12 protein-coding genes are annotated in these 15,509 nt (G+C 72.3%); 10 read left to right on the plus strand and 2 right to left on the minus strand.

Going from position 1 to position 15,509, the window contains the following annotated elements; translation table 11 throughout:
* Window position 1: 1 nt before the first annotated feature.
* Complete coding sequence (locus tag IF78_RS0132270) at window positions 2-361, minus strand: hypothetical protein (RefSeq protein WP_031486760.1); 360 nt, start codon at window positions 359-361, stop codon at window positions 2-4.
* A gap of 69 nt (window positions 362-430) precedes the next feature.
* Between IF78_RS0132270 and IF78_RS0132275 the strand changes: the two genes are divergently transcribed.
* The 10 genes from IF78_RS0132275 to IF78_RS0132320 all read left to right on the plus strand — a co-directional run bounded on the left by IF78_RS0132275 (window position 431) and on the right by IF78_RS0132320 (window position 14,000).
* On the plus strand, window positions 431-1,117 hold the full coding sequence (locus IF78_RS0132275; protein WP_031486761.1) for an HAD family hydrolase: 687 nt from the start codon (window positions 431-433) through the stop codon (window positions 1,115-1,117).
* A 329-nt stretch (window positions 1,118-1,446) separates the two neighbouring features.
* Window positions 1,447-2,484, plus strand: a complete 1,038-nt coding sequence (locus IF78_RS0132280) for a methionine ABC transporter ATP-binding protein (RefSeq protein WP_031486762.1) — start codon at window positions 1,447-1,449, stop codon at window positions 2,482-2,484.
* Entirely contained in the window at window positions 2,481-3,206 is a 726-nt protein-coding gene (locus IF78_RS0132285; protein WP_031486763.1) for a methionine ABC transporter permease, read from the plus strand. Before IF78_RS0132280 ends, IF78_RS0132285 begins: the two co-directional genes overlap by 4 nt.
* 63 nt (window positions 3,207-3,269) lie before the next feature.
* Complete coding sequence (locus IF78_RS0132290) at window positions 3,270-4,103, plus strand: MetQ/NlpA family ABC transporter substrate-binding protein (protein ID WP_031486764.1); 834 nt, start codon at window positions 3,270-3,272, stop codon at window positions 4,101-4,103.
* Between the two features lie 142 nt (window positions 4,104-4,245).
* Window positions 4,246-4,884 (plus strand): GNAT family N-acetyltransferase, encoded by a 639-nt coding sequence (locus tag IF78_RS0132295; protein ID WP_031486765.1) that lies wholly within the window; start codon window positions 4,246-4,248, stop codon window positions 4,882-4,884.
* A 111-nt stretch (window positions 4,885-4,995) separates the two neighbouring features.
* Window positions 4,996-6,207 carry a precorrin-6y C5,15-methyltransferase (decarboxylating) subunit CbiE gene (cbiE, locus tag IF78_RS0132300; protein WP_031486766.1) on the plus strand — a complete coding sequence of 404 codons (1,212 nt, stop codon included), beginning with the start codon at window positions 4,996-4,998 and terminating at the stop codon, window positions 6,205-6,207.
* Window positions 6,208-6,575: 368 nt separating this feature from the next.
* Window positions 6,576-11,228: a nicotinate-nucleotide--dimethylbenzimidazole phosphoribosyltransferase gene (gene cobT, locus IF78_RS46695; protein WP_031486767.1), complete on the plus strand. Its 4,653-nt coding sequence runs from the start codon at window positions 6,576-6,578 to the stop codon at window positions 11,226-11,228.
* A 252-nt stretch (window positions 11,229-11,480) separates the two neighbouring features.
* Complete coding sequence (gene cobA / locus IF78_RS0132310) at window positions 11,481-12,713, plus strand: uroporphyrinogen-III C-methyltransferase (protein WP_031486768.1); 1,233 nt, start codon at window positions 11,481-11,483, stop codon at window positions 12,711-12,713.
* Window positions 12,714-12,777: 64 nt separating this feature from the next.
* The gene (locus tag IF78_RS0132315; protein WP_031486769.1) at window positions 12,778-13,596 is read left to right on the plus strand and encodes a TrmH family RNA methyltransferase; all 819 of its coding nucleotides are present in this window, start codon (window positions 12,778-12,780) and stop codon (window positions 13,594-13,596) included.
* Window positions 13,597-13,607: 11 nt separating this feature from the next.
* The gene (locus tag IF78_RS0132320) at window positions 13,608-14,000 is read left to right on the plus strand and encodes an NUDIX domain-containing protein (protein WP_031486770.1); all 393 of its coding nucleotides are present in this window, start codon (window positions 13,608-13,610) and stop codon (window positions 13,998-14,000) included.
* A 38-nt stretch (window positions 14,001-14,038) separates the two neighbouring features.
* Here the strand turns inward: IF78_RS0132320 and IF78_RS0132325 are convergent, their stop codons facing one another.
* Window positions 14,039-15,454 carry a serine/threonine protein kinase gene (locus IF78_RS0132325; protein WP_051828328.1) on the minus strand — a complete coding sequence of 472 codons (1,416 nt, stop codon included), beginning with the start codon at window positions 15,452-15,454 and terminating at the stop codon, window positions 14,039-14,041.
* Between the last annotated feature and the right edge of the window lie 55 nt (window positions 15,455-15,509).

Consider the following 15,509-nt stretch of genomic DNA (forward strand, 5'->3'; position numbering starts at 1 on the left):
CTCAGCCTCCCCAGATGTCGAAGAGCCGTACCTCGAGGACGGCCAGCACCACACCGCCGGCGGCGACCGTCACCGACCCCCACTTGGTCCGCTCGGCCAGCGACATGAACCCCGCGGCGGGGATGCACGCGAACGCGCCCAGCAGGTACGCCACGAAGATCGTCGTGCCCTGCTCCGGCTCCTCGCCCCGCGCCAGCAGCACGATCCCGACCACCAGCTGCACCAACGCCAGCACCGTCACCACGGCCATGCCGATGAAGTGCCAGTCCTTGGTCGGCTGATCACGGTACGCCGCCCACCCGCACCACGCGGCGAGCAGCAGCGCGGCGACCCCGGTCACCAGCGTCAGGGCATCAAACATGCGGCGAGCCTATTACGGCCCAAAAGGCCTGGTGCGGCCGCCCCCGGCGGGCACCGTAGGGTCGAGGGCATGAAGATCCGTGCACAGGCCCTCCTGTTCGACAACGACGGCACCCTCGTCTCCTCCCTCGACTCGGTGGACCGCTGCTGGGCGCGCTGGGCCGAGGAGTACGGCATCACGGAGGAGTTCGGCAGGGTCGAACTGCACGGACGCCCGGCCGTCGAGATAGTCGCCGAGCTGCTGCCCGCCGACGTCGTGCCGGAGGCCCTGGCCCGGATCGAGACCCTCGAGGTCGAGGACGTACCGAACGGCGGCGTGCACCTGCTGCCCGGCACGAAGGAGTTCCTCGACTCGCTGCCCTCCCCCAACTTCTCGGCTTCGCTCGAAGCCGGGGGGACCCCCATCCGCTGGGCCGTCGTCACCTCCGCCACCCGCCGCCTCGCCGAGGCCCGGCTCGACGCCGTCGGCATCCTCCCCAAGACCATGGTCACCGCCGACGACATCAAGCGAGGCAAGCCCGACCCCGAGCCCTACCTCCTCGCCGCCCGCGAACTGGGCGTTGACCCGGCCCGGTGCGTCGTCTTCGAGGACGCCCCCGCGGGCCTCGCGGCCGGTCGGGCCGCCGGCATGACCACCGTGGCGTTGACCACAACCCACCGGCCCCACGAACTCGACGCCGACCTCGTCGTGCCGGATCTGTCGGCCCTGTCCGCGCTGGTCACCGACGGGGGCGTGGAGATCTCCGTCCACGCCTGAAGACTGTCCGCCGGGTGTCCACCGCTGTCCAGAATGCGGACAGCGGCGGCCGGTAAGGACCGTAGGTCTGGTTTACTGATCGCATGACCACGACGAGCTACCGCACTGCTGCGACCGAGGCGACCATGACGCCCGGTGCTCGTTGTCTGTGTCGAATGTGCGCCTTCTAGAGGGCCCCTGCACCACCCCTGAGCCTCGCGCCCCGAAGCGAGCCGCCGTGGCATGTCCGTACGCAGTTCGCCGTACGTGACCACGTTGCCCCGCGCACATCTTCTCTCCCGTACCAGGGCACACCCACGCCCGCGTACTCGACAGTGACGGAATCCCCAGTGATCACCACATCGGGCCTGACCAAGGTCTACCGCTCGCGCGGCCGCGAGGTCACCGCCCTCGACGGCGTCGATCTGCACGTCCGCGAAGGCGAGGTGTACGGCGTCATCGGCCAGTCCGGCGCCGGCAAGTCCTCGCTCATCCGCTGCGTCAACCTGCTGGAGCGCCCCACTTCCGGGACGGTGACCGTCGCCGGACAGGACCTCACCGCCCTGGCGGGACGCGGTCCCCGGGCCGGCAAGGAGCTGCGCCGGGCGCGCAGCCGTATCGGCATGGTCTTCCAGCACTTCAACCTGCTGTCCTCCCGCACCGTCCAGGACAACGTCGAGCTGCCGCTGGAGATCCTCGGCAAGTCGGGCAAGGAACGCTCCCGCAAGGCGCTCGAACTGCTCGACCTGGTCGGTCTCGCGGACAAGGCCAAGGCCTACCCCGCCCAGCTCTCCGGCGGCCAGAAGCAGCGCGTCGGCATCGCCCGCGCCCTGGCCGGCGACCCCAAGGTGCTGCTCTCCGACGAGGCCACCAGCGCCCTCGACCCGGAGACCACCCGTTCCATCCTCCAGCTGCTGCGCGACCTGAACCGGCAACTGGGCCTGACCGTCCTGCTCATCACGCACGAGATGGACGTCGTGAAGTCGATCTGCGACTCCGCCGCGCTCATGGAACGGGGCCGCGTCGTCGAGTCCGGCACGGTCAGCGAACTGCTCGCGACCCCCGGTTCCGAACTGGCCTCCGCGCTCTTCCCGTTGGGCGGCGAGGCCCCCGCCGACGACCGCACGGTCGTCGATGTGACCTTCCAGGGCGAGGCCGCCACCCAGCCGGTCATCTCCCAGCTCTCCCGCACCTACAACATCGACATATCGATTCTCGGCGCCGCCATCGACACCGTCGGCGGACTCCAGGTCGGCCGGATGCGCATCGAACTGCCCGGCCGCTACGAGGACAACGTCGTGCCGATCGGGTTCCTGCGCGAACAGGGCCTCCAGATCGACGTGCTGGGCCAGGAGCCCGTTCTGCTGAAGGAAGGTGCCCAGCTGTGACCTGGTCCGAGATGCAGCCCCTGCTGGAGCAGGCGTGTTGGGACACCCTTTATATGGTCGGCTGGTCCACCCTCATCGCCGTGGTCGGCGGCCTTCCGCTCGGCATCCTCCTGGTCCTGACCGACCGGGGCGGCCTGCTCCAGAACGTGCTGGCCAACAAGGTCATCGGGCAGATCGTGAACGTCGCCCGCTCGATGCCGTTCATCATCCTCATGGTCGCGCTGATGAGCTTCACGCGCTGGGTCACCGGGACGACCATCGGTCGCGAGGCCGCCATCGTGCCGCTCGCGATCGGTGCGATCCCGTTCTTCGCACGCCTGGTTGAGACGGCTGTCCGCGAAGTGGACGGTGGGCTGGTCGAGGCCGTGCAGTCGATGGGCGGCAACACCTGGACGGTCGTACGCAAGGTCCTCGTACCCGAGTCCCTGCCGTCCGTCATCGCCAGCACCACGACCACGATCGTCGCCCTCATCGGCTACTCCGCCATGGCCGGCACGGTCGGCGCCGGCGGCCTCGGCGACATCGCCATCCGCTACGGCTACCAGCGCTTCGAGACCGAGCTGATGTGGCTCACCGTCGCCATCCTCGCCGTCGTCATCTCCCTCATCCAGTTCGCCGGCGACTACGCGGCGCGCTCCCTGCACCGCCGCGGCGGCCAGTCGGGTCCGGCGCCGAAGCTGCGGCTGCTGAAGGCGTCCACGGCCACGAGCAAGACCGTCTGAGCCCCCCAGATCTCCCCGTCATACCCCACGGGGCTGCACCACCCATAAGGAAAGGCACTTTTCGTGCGTAACACCGCCAAGTTCACCACTGCCGTCCTCGCCGCCGGAGCCCTCACCCTCGGGCTCACCGCGTGCGGCTCGGACAAGGACTCCGGTTCCGACGCGAGCGGCCCGCTGACCGTCGCCGCCACACCCACCCCGCAGGGCGAGATCCTCACCTACATCAAGGACAACCTCGCGCAGAAGGCCGGCCTCGAACTCCAGGTCAAGGAGTTCACCGACTACGTGACGCCCAACACGGCCGTCCAGCAGGGTGAGGTCGACGCCAACTACTTCCAGCACCAGCCGTACCTGGACGACTTCAACAAGAAGAACGGCACCGACATCGTCGCCGTGCCGAACGCCACGGTGCACCTGGAGCCGCTCGGCGTGTACTCACAGGGCGTCAAGAAGCTGACGGACCTCAAGAAGGGCGCCACGATCGCCCTGCCGAACGACACCACCAACGAGGCCCGTGCGCTGAAGCTGCTGGAGGCCAACGGCGTCATCAAGCTCAAGGCGGGCGCCGGCTACGAAGCGACCCCCAAGGACATCGCCGCCAACCCGAAGAACATCGAGTTCAAGGAGCTGGAGGCCGCCCAGCTGCCGCGCTCCCTCGGCGACGTCGACGCCGCCGTCATCAACGGCAACTACGCGCTGGAGGCCGACCTCAGCCCGGCCGAGGACGCCATCGCCGCCGAGTCGCCCGAGAACAACCCGTACGGCAACTTCCTCGCCGTGAAGAAGGGCAACGAGGACGACCCGCGCGTACAGAAGCTCGCGAAGCTGCTCACCTCGCCCGAGGTGAAGAAGTTCATCGAGGACAAGTACGACGGAGCGGTCGTCGCCGCCTTCTGACGGCGCGTATACGGCGTATCGCCACGCACGGGGTCCACTCCTTCACTTGGTGTGGACCCCGTAGTGCGGTTCGGTGCTTTCATGCTGCATGCTGGGCAGTTCAGCAGCCCTTGAACATTTTTCGAAGGTTACGGAGCGGCGCATGACTAGCACCTTCCCCAACATCTCCATCAGCACGGAGCGGTTGGTGCTGCGTCCCCTCGACGAGGACGACGTGCCCGCACTGGCCGAGATGATGAACGACGAGCAGGTCGGCGCCTGGACCGACGTCCCCCAGCCCTACAGCGAGGACCGGGCCCGCACCTGGATCACCGAGTACGCGCCCACCGAGCGTGAGGCAGGCCGCGGGCTCGACCTCGCCGTCACCGAGTTCCTCACCCAGCGCCTGGTCGGCATCGTCCAGCTCGCCAAGACCAACTGGCATGTCCGGTCCACCGAGATGTCGTACATCGTCGCCCCCTGGGCGCGCGGCGAGGGCTACGCCTCCGAGGCGGCGCTGGCCACCGCCCAGTGGCTCCTCGGCGACCAGAAGTTCGAGCGCATCGAGCTGCGCACGGCCGCCGACAACACCGCCTCGCAGCAGGTCGCCCAGAAGATCGGCTGTATCAGCGAGGGCGTCCTGCGCAACGCGTGCATAGCGCACGTCCGCAGGGAGGACGGCACCTGGACCGACGTACGCACCGACTTCATCGTGTGGAGCCTCCTCCCGGAGGACCTCGACGGCGCCGGGGAGCAACTCGCCGACACCGGCGGCTTCACCTCGTTCGGCGACTGGAACTGACGGGAACCGAACCCCCGGGCACGGGCGGCGCCGACCCGCCGAACAGGTACTCTCACGGAGCCCCCTCGGGCTGCCCATGACGACCTGCGCAAATCCTGGAGACTGACGACGATGGCCGACCGCGTCACGGTGATCGGCTGGGACGGCTCGCCGCTGACCGCCGCGGCACGCTCCGCCCTCGGTGCCGCCACGCTGGTGGCCGGTGCCGCGCACCACCTGGCGCTTCCCGAGGTGCCCGCCGCCGCGGAACGCGTCCGTCTCGGCAGCACAGCCCTCGCCGCCCGCCGCATCGCCGGCCACCGGGGCACCGCGGTCGTCATCGCCGACGGGGACCCGGGCTTCTTCGGAGTCGTACGAACCCTGCGCGCACCCGAGTTCGGCCTGGAGGTCGAGGTCGTCCCCGCCGTCTCCTCGGTCGCCGCCGCCTTCGCCCGGGCCGGCATGCCGTGGGACGACGCACAGGTGGTCGTCGCACACCGGCGCACCCTGCGACGCGCGGTGAACGTGTGCCGCGCCCACCCCAAGGTCGCCGTCCTCACCTCACCCGGCGCCGGACCCGCCGAACTCGGCCTGCTCCTGGAGGGCGTCCACCGCACCTTCGTCATCTGCGAGGCCCTGGGCACCGAACACGAGCAGGTCACCGTCGTCACTTCCGACAAGGCCGCCGACCACGCCTGGCGGGACCCGAACGTCGTCATCGTCATCGGCGGCCCGGCCGGCGCGGGGGAGTCCGGGGGCTGGATCGCCGGACGAGACCCGTCCGCCGCCCCGCGCGGCTGGACGCTGCCCGCCGAGGCTTACGGCGGCCTGATGGGCGAAGGCGAACTGGAACCGCTCCGCACGGCCCAACTCGCCCGGCTCGGCCCGCGCGTCGGCGACCTCGTGTGGGACATCGGCTGCGGCAGCGGCGCCTTCGCCACCGAGGCCGCGCGGGCCGGAGCCGCCGTCATCGCCGTCGACAGCGACCCGCGGGCCTGCGAGCGCACCCGGGCCAACGCGCGCGCCTTCGGGGTCCAGCTGCAGATCGTCCAGGGCACCGCACCGCACGTCCTGGAGAACCTCCCCGAGCCGGACGTCGTACGCGTCGGCGGCGGGGGAGCCGCGGTCGTCTCCGCCGTCGCCGACCGGCGCCCGCAGCGCATCGTCACGCACGCCGCGACCCGCGACGACGCCGAACTCGTCGGCCGCGACCTGACCGAGCACGGCTACGACGTGGAGTGCGCGCTCCTGCAGTCCGTGGAACTCGACACGCGGGCCTGGACGGAGCGGGAGCGCACGGTCGCGTTCCTGCTCAGCGGGGCACTTCCCGACCGTTCGGTATGACCGAGTACCTCTCCCCGTGATCCTGTTGTCGTACCGCGCGCGGTAGGCTGGCCGATCGTTGTACCGCACTCGGTCGCCCGGCTTTTCGTCGGTCAATGTCCGGAAAAACACGCCCCGTTTGGGGTGTGTGTGGTACGGCGGAACCGGAGGACGCGCAACGTGGCGCAGTCCACAGCGGCCTGTCGCGGATCAACCTGTCGCGACGGCCGAATGGCCACGACAATGCCACTCAATGGCTTTGTCGCCTTTTTGGGCGGGTCGTTCGTGCCGCTGGGCATGCACGCTCGTTCTTCACTACGGGGGCGGTCGGTGCGCCGTTCCCGGGTGAGCTGGTCGTAGAGGCACTAACCGATGGGCGAGGGGTACGCATGACCGACACCGGCCAGGTCCCGGGCGAGGGACTGCCGGAGAGCGCAGGCATGGAGCAGCCGGGCGTCCCCGCGGCGCACGGTGCGTACACCTACCTCTCCGAGACCACCGCCGAGGACGAAGACCTGCTGTTGCCCGGCTCCCAGGGTGCCTGGGGCAACGAGGTCGCCCCGCCCGCGCCGGAGCCGGTCGTCGAGGCCCTCCACGAGCCGGGCCCGCACGAGATCTCCGGCCGCGACAGCGGCTCGGTCGACCTCAGCGGCGTCCGCCTCCCGAACCCGACGCCCCCGTCGACTCCGATCCCGCCCATCACGCCCCGACGCCCCCTGCACCTCGGTCCGCCCATCCCCGACGCCTCCGCCAGCCCGGTCCGCTCCCTCGCCGACCGCGGCGCCGTCGGCGCGCCCTCACGCCACCCCGGCGCGACGGGCCCCGAGTACCTCGACGTCCCGCAGCACCGCGAGGCGTCGACCCCTCAGACGGCGGCACCCTGGGGCGCGCAGGCCCCCGCGCCGGTGAGCGTCGAGGCCCCGGCTGCCGAAACGGTTGTTCCGACCGGGCAGCCGGCAGGCGCGGCGCAGGCGGTGGTGGCCCGGGTCGCCACCGAGGCCGTGGCCGCGGGGGGCGCTCCGCAGGGTACGGCGGAGGCGGCGCGGGTTGCGGCGTCGGACGGTCCGCAGGGTGCGACGGATGTCGCGCAGGTCGCGGCTTCCGACGGGCCGCAGGGCGCTACGGACATCGCGCAGACGGCTGCTTCGGACGCGCCGCAAAGTGCCGCAGTGGATGTGGCAGTTCCGCAGGAGGGTGCGTACGGCGTCGAGGTGCCGCCGGCCGGTGATGCCTCACCGGCCGTTGGTGCGGAGCCGGGCGCGGAGAGCGGCCACGCTCCGGGAACGGAGTCGGCCGCGAGTGCCGGGGAGCCGGCCGGCGGTGCTCAGGGTCCGGCCGGGGAGATGCCGGGCGGCGGGCAGGTTCCGGACGCCGGGGAGATGCCGGGTGCCGCGCAGGCACCGGGTGCCGAGGCGGCGCACGGCCAGGACGCCGGTCAGTCGGCGGTGGCCGCGGCTGATCCCGGCGTCGGGGACGCCGCTGCGGCCGGGGCCGGTGACGCCGTGGCGGGCGTGGCCGATTCCGGTGCCGGTACGGCCGAGGTGGCCCCGTCCGATACCGACGGCGGGGAGGCCCCGGTGAGCGGGGTCGACCCGGATGCCGGGCAGGTGCCTGGCGCTGCCGGTGCCCCGGATGCCGTACAGAGCCCGGGAGTTGGCAGCGCTGAGGAGGGGAACGGAGCTGGGCCCGAGCAGGTTCCGGCAGGCGTGCCGGTTGCCGAGGGCACTGCGGACGAGGGCGCGCAGGCCGCCGGTGCGGGCGTTCAGGCTTCCGGGGGCCCCGTGATTGACGCCGCCCCGGCCTCCGAGATCCCTGTGAGAGACGCCGCCCAGACCCACGAGCTCGCCGTGCCCGAGGCCGCCGAGGTTTCCGGCCAGGCCGTGCCGGGGGCCGCGCCGACTGGCGAGGATGCTGCGGCTGACCCCGAGGACGTCGTCGAGACAGCCGCGCCTGAGGCCGTGCAGGCAGTCGCGGCGCCCGCCGCTGAGGGCGAGCAGGCCGTGGTATCGCCCGCTGAGGGCGACCAGGCCGTGGCAGCGCCCGCTGAGGGCGAGCAGCCCCTCGCAGCCGCCGCCGTTGAAGGCGAGCAGCCCCTCGCGGCGCCCACCCCCGAAGCCGAGCACGCCCTCCCCGCGCCCACCCCTGAAGCCGCGCAGATGCCCGAGACGCCCGTCGCCGATGCCGAGCAGAACCCCCGAGTTTCCTCCGCCGAGGCTGCTCAGGTCGCCGACGCCGAGGCGCCCGAGGTTCTTGCCCAAGTCGGCGGAGAGCCCGTGCCCGAGGGCGCCCCGGCCCCCGAGGCCGTTCCGGCAGTCGATGTTGCCCAGATCCCGGCCGAGGGTGTCGCCCCGGCTCACGTCCAGCCGGTCCCCGAAGCCACCCCCGACCCTACGGCCCCCGAAGCGGCGTCGGCTCCCCAACCCGGCGATGCCGAGCAGCCCGCCCACGACGCCTCCGCCGCCGTAACGCCCGACCCGACCGCGCACCCCTCGGACGCCGGGCAGGCCCCTCAGCAGCAGACGGACTTGGCCGCCCCGGTCGCGGACCCGGTGGCGGAACCGAGCCTCGCGCAGGCCGCGCCGCCGACTCAGGACGGCACACCGACGGACGCCGACGCAGCCGCCGCCGCACAGGCCGTGGCCGCGAGCGCGACCGCCCCCGAAGCGCAGCCCCCCCTCGCGGACGCGGCAGCCCAGATGCCGGCCGCCCAGCAGACCCCGGACATGCCGACCGAGTCGGCCGAGGCCCCTCAGCCGCTCGCCGCGGCCGCCGCCTCGCACACCTCCGCCCCGGACTCCACCACCCCCGACGCGGCCACCTCAGCCCCGGCGACCCCGGACTCGTCCGACCCGCAGCCGTCCCCTACGGACGTCGCACCCGCCGAAGCCCCCGAGCCGTTCGTCGCGGAACCCGCCGGACCGCAGCGCCAGCCCGCGGCCCACTCCGCGCCGACGCCCCAGGATGTCCAGGACCCGGCCCAACCGCCCCTCTCACCCGCGGAGTTCAGCGGCGACGGCGGCGCCACGGCCGTCCTCCCGACCGGCACCCACCTGGAGCCCACGCCCGAGCAGCCCCTGGGCCAGTTCGTCCCGGTCGACGGCTCGGTGCCGACCACCCCGCACCTCGCGCCGACCCCGCCTCAGCCGCTCGTCCTCCCCACGGAGGAGGCGGCGGCCACCGTCCCCGCACCCCGTGAGGGCGACCCCGGACTCGTACAGCACGCGGAGGACCTGGACACCCGGGCCGCCGACCAGGAAGACCTTCGAGAAGAGAGCACGGCCGCAGTGGAAGAAGTACGTGAGTCCACCGGCCCCGCCGCGCCCGCCTACGACGACGCCGAGCGCGAGGCCGTCCTCAAGGTCATGCGCGAACGGCGCGACATCCGCAACGGGTTCCGCAGCGACCCGATCCCGCATGAGGTCCTGCTGCGTGTCCTGGAGGCCGCCCACACCGCGCCCTCCGTGGGTCACTCGCAGCCCTGGGACTTCGTCGTCATCCGCTCGGCCGAGACTCGGCGCACCATGCACGAACTGGCCCAGCGTCAGCGCGAGGCGTACGCCAAGTCCCTCCCCAAGGGCCGGGCCAAGCAGTTCAAGGAACTGAAGATCGAGGCCATCCTCGACACCCCGGTGAACATCGTCGTCACCGCCGACCCGACCCGCGGCGGCCGCCACACCCTCGGCCGGCACACCCAGCCGCAGATGGCGCCGTACTCCGCCGCGCTCGCGGTGGAGAACCTGTGGCTCGCCGCACGCGCTGAGGGCCTCGGCGTCGGCTGGGTCAGCTTCTTCGACGAGCGCGAGATGGTCCGCGCCCTCGGCCTGCCCGAGCACCTGGAGGTCATCGCCTACCTCTGCGTCGGGTACGTCGACGAGTTCCCGGACGAGCCCGAGCTGATGCAGGCCGGCTGGTCCAAGCGCCGCCCGCTGTCGTGGGTCGTGCACGAGGAGACGTACGGCCGTCGCGCCCTGCCCGGCGAGGAGCCGCACGACCTGCTCGCCGAGACCGTCGCCCAGATCCGCCCGCTGGACGCCAAGGCGCTCGGCGAGGCCTGGGAGCGGCAGAAGCGCATGACCAAGCCGGCCGGTGCGCTCGGCATGCTGGAGATCATCTCCGCCCAGCTGTCCGGCCTGTCCCGTCAGTGCCCGCCGCCGATCCCGGAGCCCGCGGCCGTCGCGATCTTCGCCGGCGACCACGGTGTGCACGCCCAGGGCGTCACCCCCTGGCCGCAGGAGGTGACGGCGCAGATGGTCGCCAACTTCCTCGGCGGCGGCGCGGTCTGCAACGCCTTCGCCGGTCAGGTGGGTGCCGAGGTCTGCGTCGTCGACGTGGGCGTCGCGGCCGACCTCCCGGCCACCCCCGGTCTGCTGCCCCGCAAGGTCCGCGCGGGCACCTCCGACATGACGACCGGCCCCGCGATGACCCGCGAGGAGGCCAAGCAGGCCATCGAGGTCGGCATCGAGACCGCCCGCGACCTGGTGGCGGCCGGCAACAAGGCCCTGCTGACGGGTGAGATGGGCATCGCCAACACGACGGCGTCGGCGGCCCTGATCTCCGTCTACACGGACACCGACCCGGCCGAGGTGACGGGCCGCGGCACCGGCATCAACGACGAGACCCTCGCCCGCAAGACCGAGGTCGTCCGCCGCGCCATCGAGCTCCACCAGCCCGACCCCGCCGACCCCATCGGCGTCCTGGCGGCGATCGGCGGCTTCGAACACGCCGCACTGGTCGGCCTCCTGCTGGGCGGCGCCTCCCTGCGTACGCCGGTGATCCTGGACGGCGTCAGCGCCGGCGCGGCCGCCCTGGTCGCCCGCGCGATCGCCCCCGAGGTCCTGGCCGCCTGCATCGCGGGCCACCGCAGCGCGGAGCCGGGCCACGTGGCGGCCCTCAACAAGCTGGGCCTGCGCCCCCTGGTCGACCTGGACCTGAGGCTGGGCGAAGGCACGGGCGCGCTGCTGGCCCTGCCGCTGGTCCAGAGCACGGCGAGGGCGATGCACGAGGTGGCGACGTTCGATTCGGCGGGGGTAACTGAGAAGTAGCGAATGCCACGGTGCGGGCGAGGGACTCCGGTACGACAGCGCCGGGTCCCTCGTAGAAGTGCCGCATGGCAGCAGTTCGTCCGTTGGTCTGTGGGCAGTCGTTCCGCAGGGCGGAACGGGTGGGCACAGACCAACGCACCCGCACCCGGCAACGAAGCTCAGCCACCGGACACCCAAGCCGCCCTCCCCACCCGCCCCGTAAAATCCGCACGTCAGGGCCACTGCACCGCCGTACAGAGGAGCCGCACCCTCATGGCCGAAAACCCCGCCTACCCCGTAGGCCTCCGCCTCACCGGCCGCAAAGTGGTCGTCCTCGGCGGCGGCCAGGTCGCCCAGCGCCGCCTCCCGGCACTGATCGCAGCGGGCGCGGACATCCTCCTCGTATCCCCGGAAGCCACTCCCTCGGTCGAGGCCATGGCCGACGCAGGCGAGATCACGTGGCAGAAACGCCCGTACGAGGACGGCGACCTCGCCGACGCCTGGTACGCCCTGATCGCCACCGGCGACAAGGAAGCGAACACCCGGGCCTCCGCCGAAGCGGAGCGACACCGCGTCTGGTGCGTCCGCTCCGACGACGCCGACGCCGCCACCGCCTGGACCCCCGCCACCGGCCACAGCGAGGGCGTCACGGTCGCCGTCCTCACCACCAGCGCCCGCGGCCGCGACCCCCGCCACACCGCGGCCATCCGCGATGCCGTCGTCGAGGGCCTGCGCGACGGCACCCTCGTCGCCCCCCACCACCGCACCCGCACCCCGGGCGTCGCCCTGGTCGGTGGCGGCCCGGGCGACCCGGACCTGATCACCGTCCGGGGCCGCCGCCTCCTCGCCGAGGCCGACGTCGTCATCGCCGACCGGCTCGGCCCGCGCGACCTGCTCGCCGAACTGCCGCCGCACGTCGAGGTGATCGACGCGGCGAAGATCCCGTACGGCCGCTTCATGGCCCAGGAGGCCATCAACAACGCCCTGATCGAGCACGCCAAGCAGGGCAAGTCGGTCGTACGGCTGAAGGGCGGCGACCCGTACGTCTTCGGCCGCGGCATGGAGGAGCTGCACGCCCTCGCCGAAGCCGGCATCCCCTGCACGGTGGTCCCCGGCATCTCCAGCTCGATCTCGGTGCCGGGCGCGGCCGGCATCCCGGTCACCCACCGGGGCGTGGCCCACGAGTTCACGGTGGTCAGCGGCCACGTGGCCCCCGACGACGAGCGTTCCCTCGTCGACTGGCCGTCGCTGGCCAGGCTGACCGGGACGCTCGTGATCCTCATGGGCGTCGACAAGATCGGCAAGATCGCCGAGACCCTCGTCGCCCACGGCAAGTCCGCCGACACACCGGTCGCCCTGATCCAGGAGGGCACGACCGCCGCCCAGCGCCGCGTCGACGCGACCCTTGCGACGGTTGCGGAGACCGTACGGACCCAGGACGTGAAGCCCCCGGCGGTCATCGTCATCGGCGAGGTCGTGAACCTAGGACCGAACCTCTCCACGTAACCGCGGGTAACTCAACCCGTCCCAAGCCGTTGGCACCGCACCCAGGACAAGGCAGTATCACCCTGTGGCCGATCTCATCACCGTCGATGACCCCGACGACCCGCGCCTGCGCGACTACACGGGCCTGACCGACGTCGAACTGCGCCGCAAGCGCGAACCGGCCGAGGGCCTGTTCATCGCCGAGGGCGAGAAGGTGATCAGACGAGCCAAGGAAGCCGGCTACGAGATGCGGTCGATGCTGCTCTCCGCCAAGTGGGTCGACGTCATGCGCGACGTCATCGACGAACTCCCGGCCCCGGTCTACGCGGTCAGCCCGGAGCTCGCCGAGCAGGTGACCGGCTACCACGTGCACCGCGGCGCGCTCGCCTCCATGCAGCGCAAACCGCTGCCGACCGCCACGGAGCTCCTCCAGTCCGCCCGCCGGGTGGTGGTCATGGAGTCGGTCAACGACCACACCAACATCGGCGCCATCTTCCGCTCGGCCGCCGCCCTCGGCATGGACGCGGTCCTGCTCTCCCCGGACTGCGCCGACCCGCTCTACCGCCGCAGCGTCAAGGTCTCCATGGGCGCGGTCTTCTCCGTGCCGTACGCCCGCCTGGACACCTGGCCCAAGGGCCTGGAGTCGGTGCGCGAGGCCGGCTTCACCCTTCTCGCCCTCACCCCCGACGAGAAGGCCAAGACCCTCGACGAGGCCGCTCCGCACCGGATGGAACGGGTCGCCCTCATGCTCGGCGCCGAGGGCGACGGCCTCTCCACGCAGGCCCTCGTCGCCGCCGACGAATGGGTCCGCATCCCGATGGCCCACGGCGTCGACTCCCTCAATGTCGGCGCGGCGGCCGCGGTCGCCTTCTACGCAGTGGCAACGGGCCGCCCGCAGGTCTAGGGCCTACGACGATGACGCAGCGCGAGGCAATCGTGGCGGTCCTGCTCCGCGCCGACCGCGTCCTCGCCATCCGCCGTGGCCCCGCCGTCGCGCGCCCCGGCTACTGGCAGCCCCTCAGTGGCAAGGTCGAGCCGGGGGAGACCCAGCGGCAGGCCGTCGTCCGGGAGGTCCGCGAGGAGGTCGGCCTCACCGTCGTACCTCTGGCGAAGGTCTGGGAGTCCGAGACCGACGACGGCCGCTTCCGCCTCCACTGGTGGACGGCACGGGCCGACACCGGCGAGGTGATCCCCGATCCGGACGAGGTCGGCGAGGCCCGTTGGGTCACGCCGGAGGAGTTCCTGTCCCTGGACCCGGTCTTCGACGGCGACCGGGAGTTCTTCGAACGGATCCTGCCCGGCCTGTGACACCCGTGAGGCCGTCCCAGGACAGCGGTTGACCCCCGCTACTCGGAGATGTCGAACGTCGTCTCGTACCGCTCGGACATCAAGTCCCCGTCCAACGGCTGATAGCCCGGCTCCACGCGCTCTTGCCGCTGCCGTACGTCCCCGTCGTCGCCGAGCCCCCGCTGCGGACCCTGGCAGCCCTGCGCGGCCGCGATGCCGAGTGCCACGAGCAGCGTCACCACCACGAACACGAAGAGCCGCTGCCGCAGCAGCTGCGGATTGGCGGGCCGCCGCCCCGTCCCCGTCGTCCGCTGCGCCGGACGGCCGCCGCCACCGCGCTGGACGGGCCGGTTGCCGTTGCTGGAGCGCGGGGATTTCCGCGCGGAGGGCACCGGCCGGGCTCCGGGCCGGGACGCCGCCGTACCGCTGTGCGGGGCACCGCCGCCCCTGGATACGGCTCCGTCACGAGCGGGGCCGGGCACTCGCGGGACGCCGCTGCCGCGCGGCAGGCCGGCGCCGCGCGGCGGGGGAGTGCCCTGCACACGTCGCTGGGCGCGCTGCTGGTCGGGGTAGGTGTCGGCGAGCCGCCCGGTCGGGCGGTCCGTCTCGGGGGAACGGGGAGCGGGCGGGCGTACGTCGCCGAGCCCCTGTGCCTCCCGGGCCGCGATCTCCTTGAGGCGCAGCGACAGCTGGAGTGTGCTGGGCCGCTCCTCCGGGTCCTTCGCCAGACACGCCCGTACGAGTGGCGCCAGAGCGTCCGGGACGCCGTGCAGCTGTGCTTCCTCGTGTACGACGCGGTACAGCATCACCTCGGAACTGCCATGGCCGAAGGGCGAGTCGGCCATGGACGCGTACGCGAGTGTGGCGCCGAGGGAGAAGACGTCCGTGGCCGGGGTGACGGCGGCGCCGCGCACCTGCTCCGGGGCGAGGAAGCCGGGGGAGCCGACCGCGGTGCCGACGTGGGTGAGGGTCGAGGCTCCTGTCGCCCAGGCGATGCCGAAGTCGATGATCCTCGGCCCCTTGGGGGACAGGAGGATGTTGGAGGGCTTGAGGTCGCGGTGCACGACCCCGGCCTCGTGCACGGCGACCAGGCCCTCGGACAGGGCGGCGCCGATGGCGGCGACCTCGGCCGCGCCGAGCGGGCCCTCGTCGGCGACCTTGTCGTGCAGGGAGGGGCCGGGCACGTACTGCGTGGCGAACCAGGGACGCTCCGCCTCGAGGTCGGCGGCCACGAGCCGTGCCGTACAGCCGCCGCGAATCCGCCGTGCCGCCGAGACCTCACGCGCGAACCGCGAGCGGAACTCCTGATCCTCCGCCAGGTCGGGCCGGATCACCTTCAGTGCGACCCGCTGCCCCTTCTTGTCGGAGCCCAGGTAGACGACGCCCATGCCGCCCGCGCCAAGCCGTCTGTGAAGCCTGAACGAGCCGACGACGCGCGGGTCCTCGCGCCTCAGGCGCATCATCGCCATGTTCATCCCCGCTGCCCGGTCCGTCTGACGAGCCACAGCTTACGTTTCCACGGGCCGCCGT

Source organism: Streptomyces bicolor, from assembly GCF_000719285.1.
Taxonomy (GTDB): domain Bacteria; phylum Actinomycetota; class Actinomycetes; order Streptomycetales; family Streptomycetaceae; genus Streptomyces; species Streptomyces bicolor.

What these genes read in the sequence shown, in the direction of transcription:
- IF78_RS0132270 (WP_031486760.1), bottom strand. Translation starts at nt 361, where the DNA reads ATGTTTGATGCCCTGACGCTGGTGACCGGGGTCGCCGCGCTGCTGCTC.
- IF78_RS0132275 (WP_031486761.1), top strand. Translation starts at nt 431, where the DNA reads ATGAAGATCCGTGCACAGGCCCTCCTGTTCGACAACGACGGCACCCTC.
- IF78_RS0132295 (WP_031486765.1), top strand. Translation starts at nt 4,246, where the DNA reads ATGACTAGCACCTTCCCCAACATCTCCATCAGCACGGAGCGGTTGGTG.
- cbiE (WP_031486766.1), top strand. Translation starts at nt 4,996, where the DNA reads ATGGCCGACCGCGTCACGGTGATCGGCTGGGACGGCTCGCCGCTGACC.
- cobT (WP_031486767.1), top strand. Translation starts at nt 6,576, where the DNA reads ATGACCGACACCGGCCAGGTCCCGGGCGAGGGACTGCCGGAGAGCGCA.
- cobA (WP_031486768.1), top strand. Translation starts at nt 11,481, where the DNA reads ATGGCCGAAAACCCCGCCTACCCCGTAGGCCTCCGCCTCACCGGCCGC.
- IF78_RS0132320 (WP_031486770.1), top strand. Translation starts at nt 13,608, where the DNA reads ATGACGCAGCGCGAGGCAATCGTGGCGGTCCTGCTCCGCGCCGACCGC.
- IF78_RS0132325 (WP_051828328.1), bottom strand. Translation starts at nt 15,454, where the DNA reads ATGAACATGGCGATGATGCGCCTGAGGCGCGAGGACCCGCGCGTCGTC.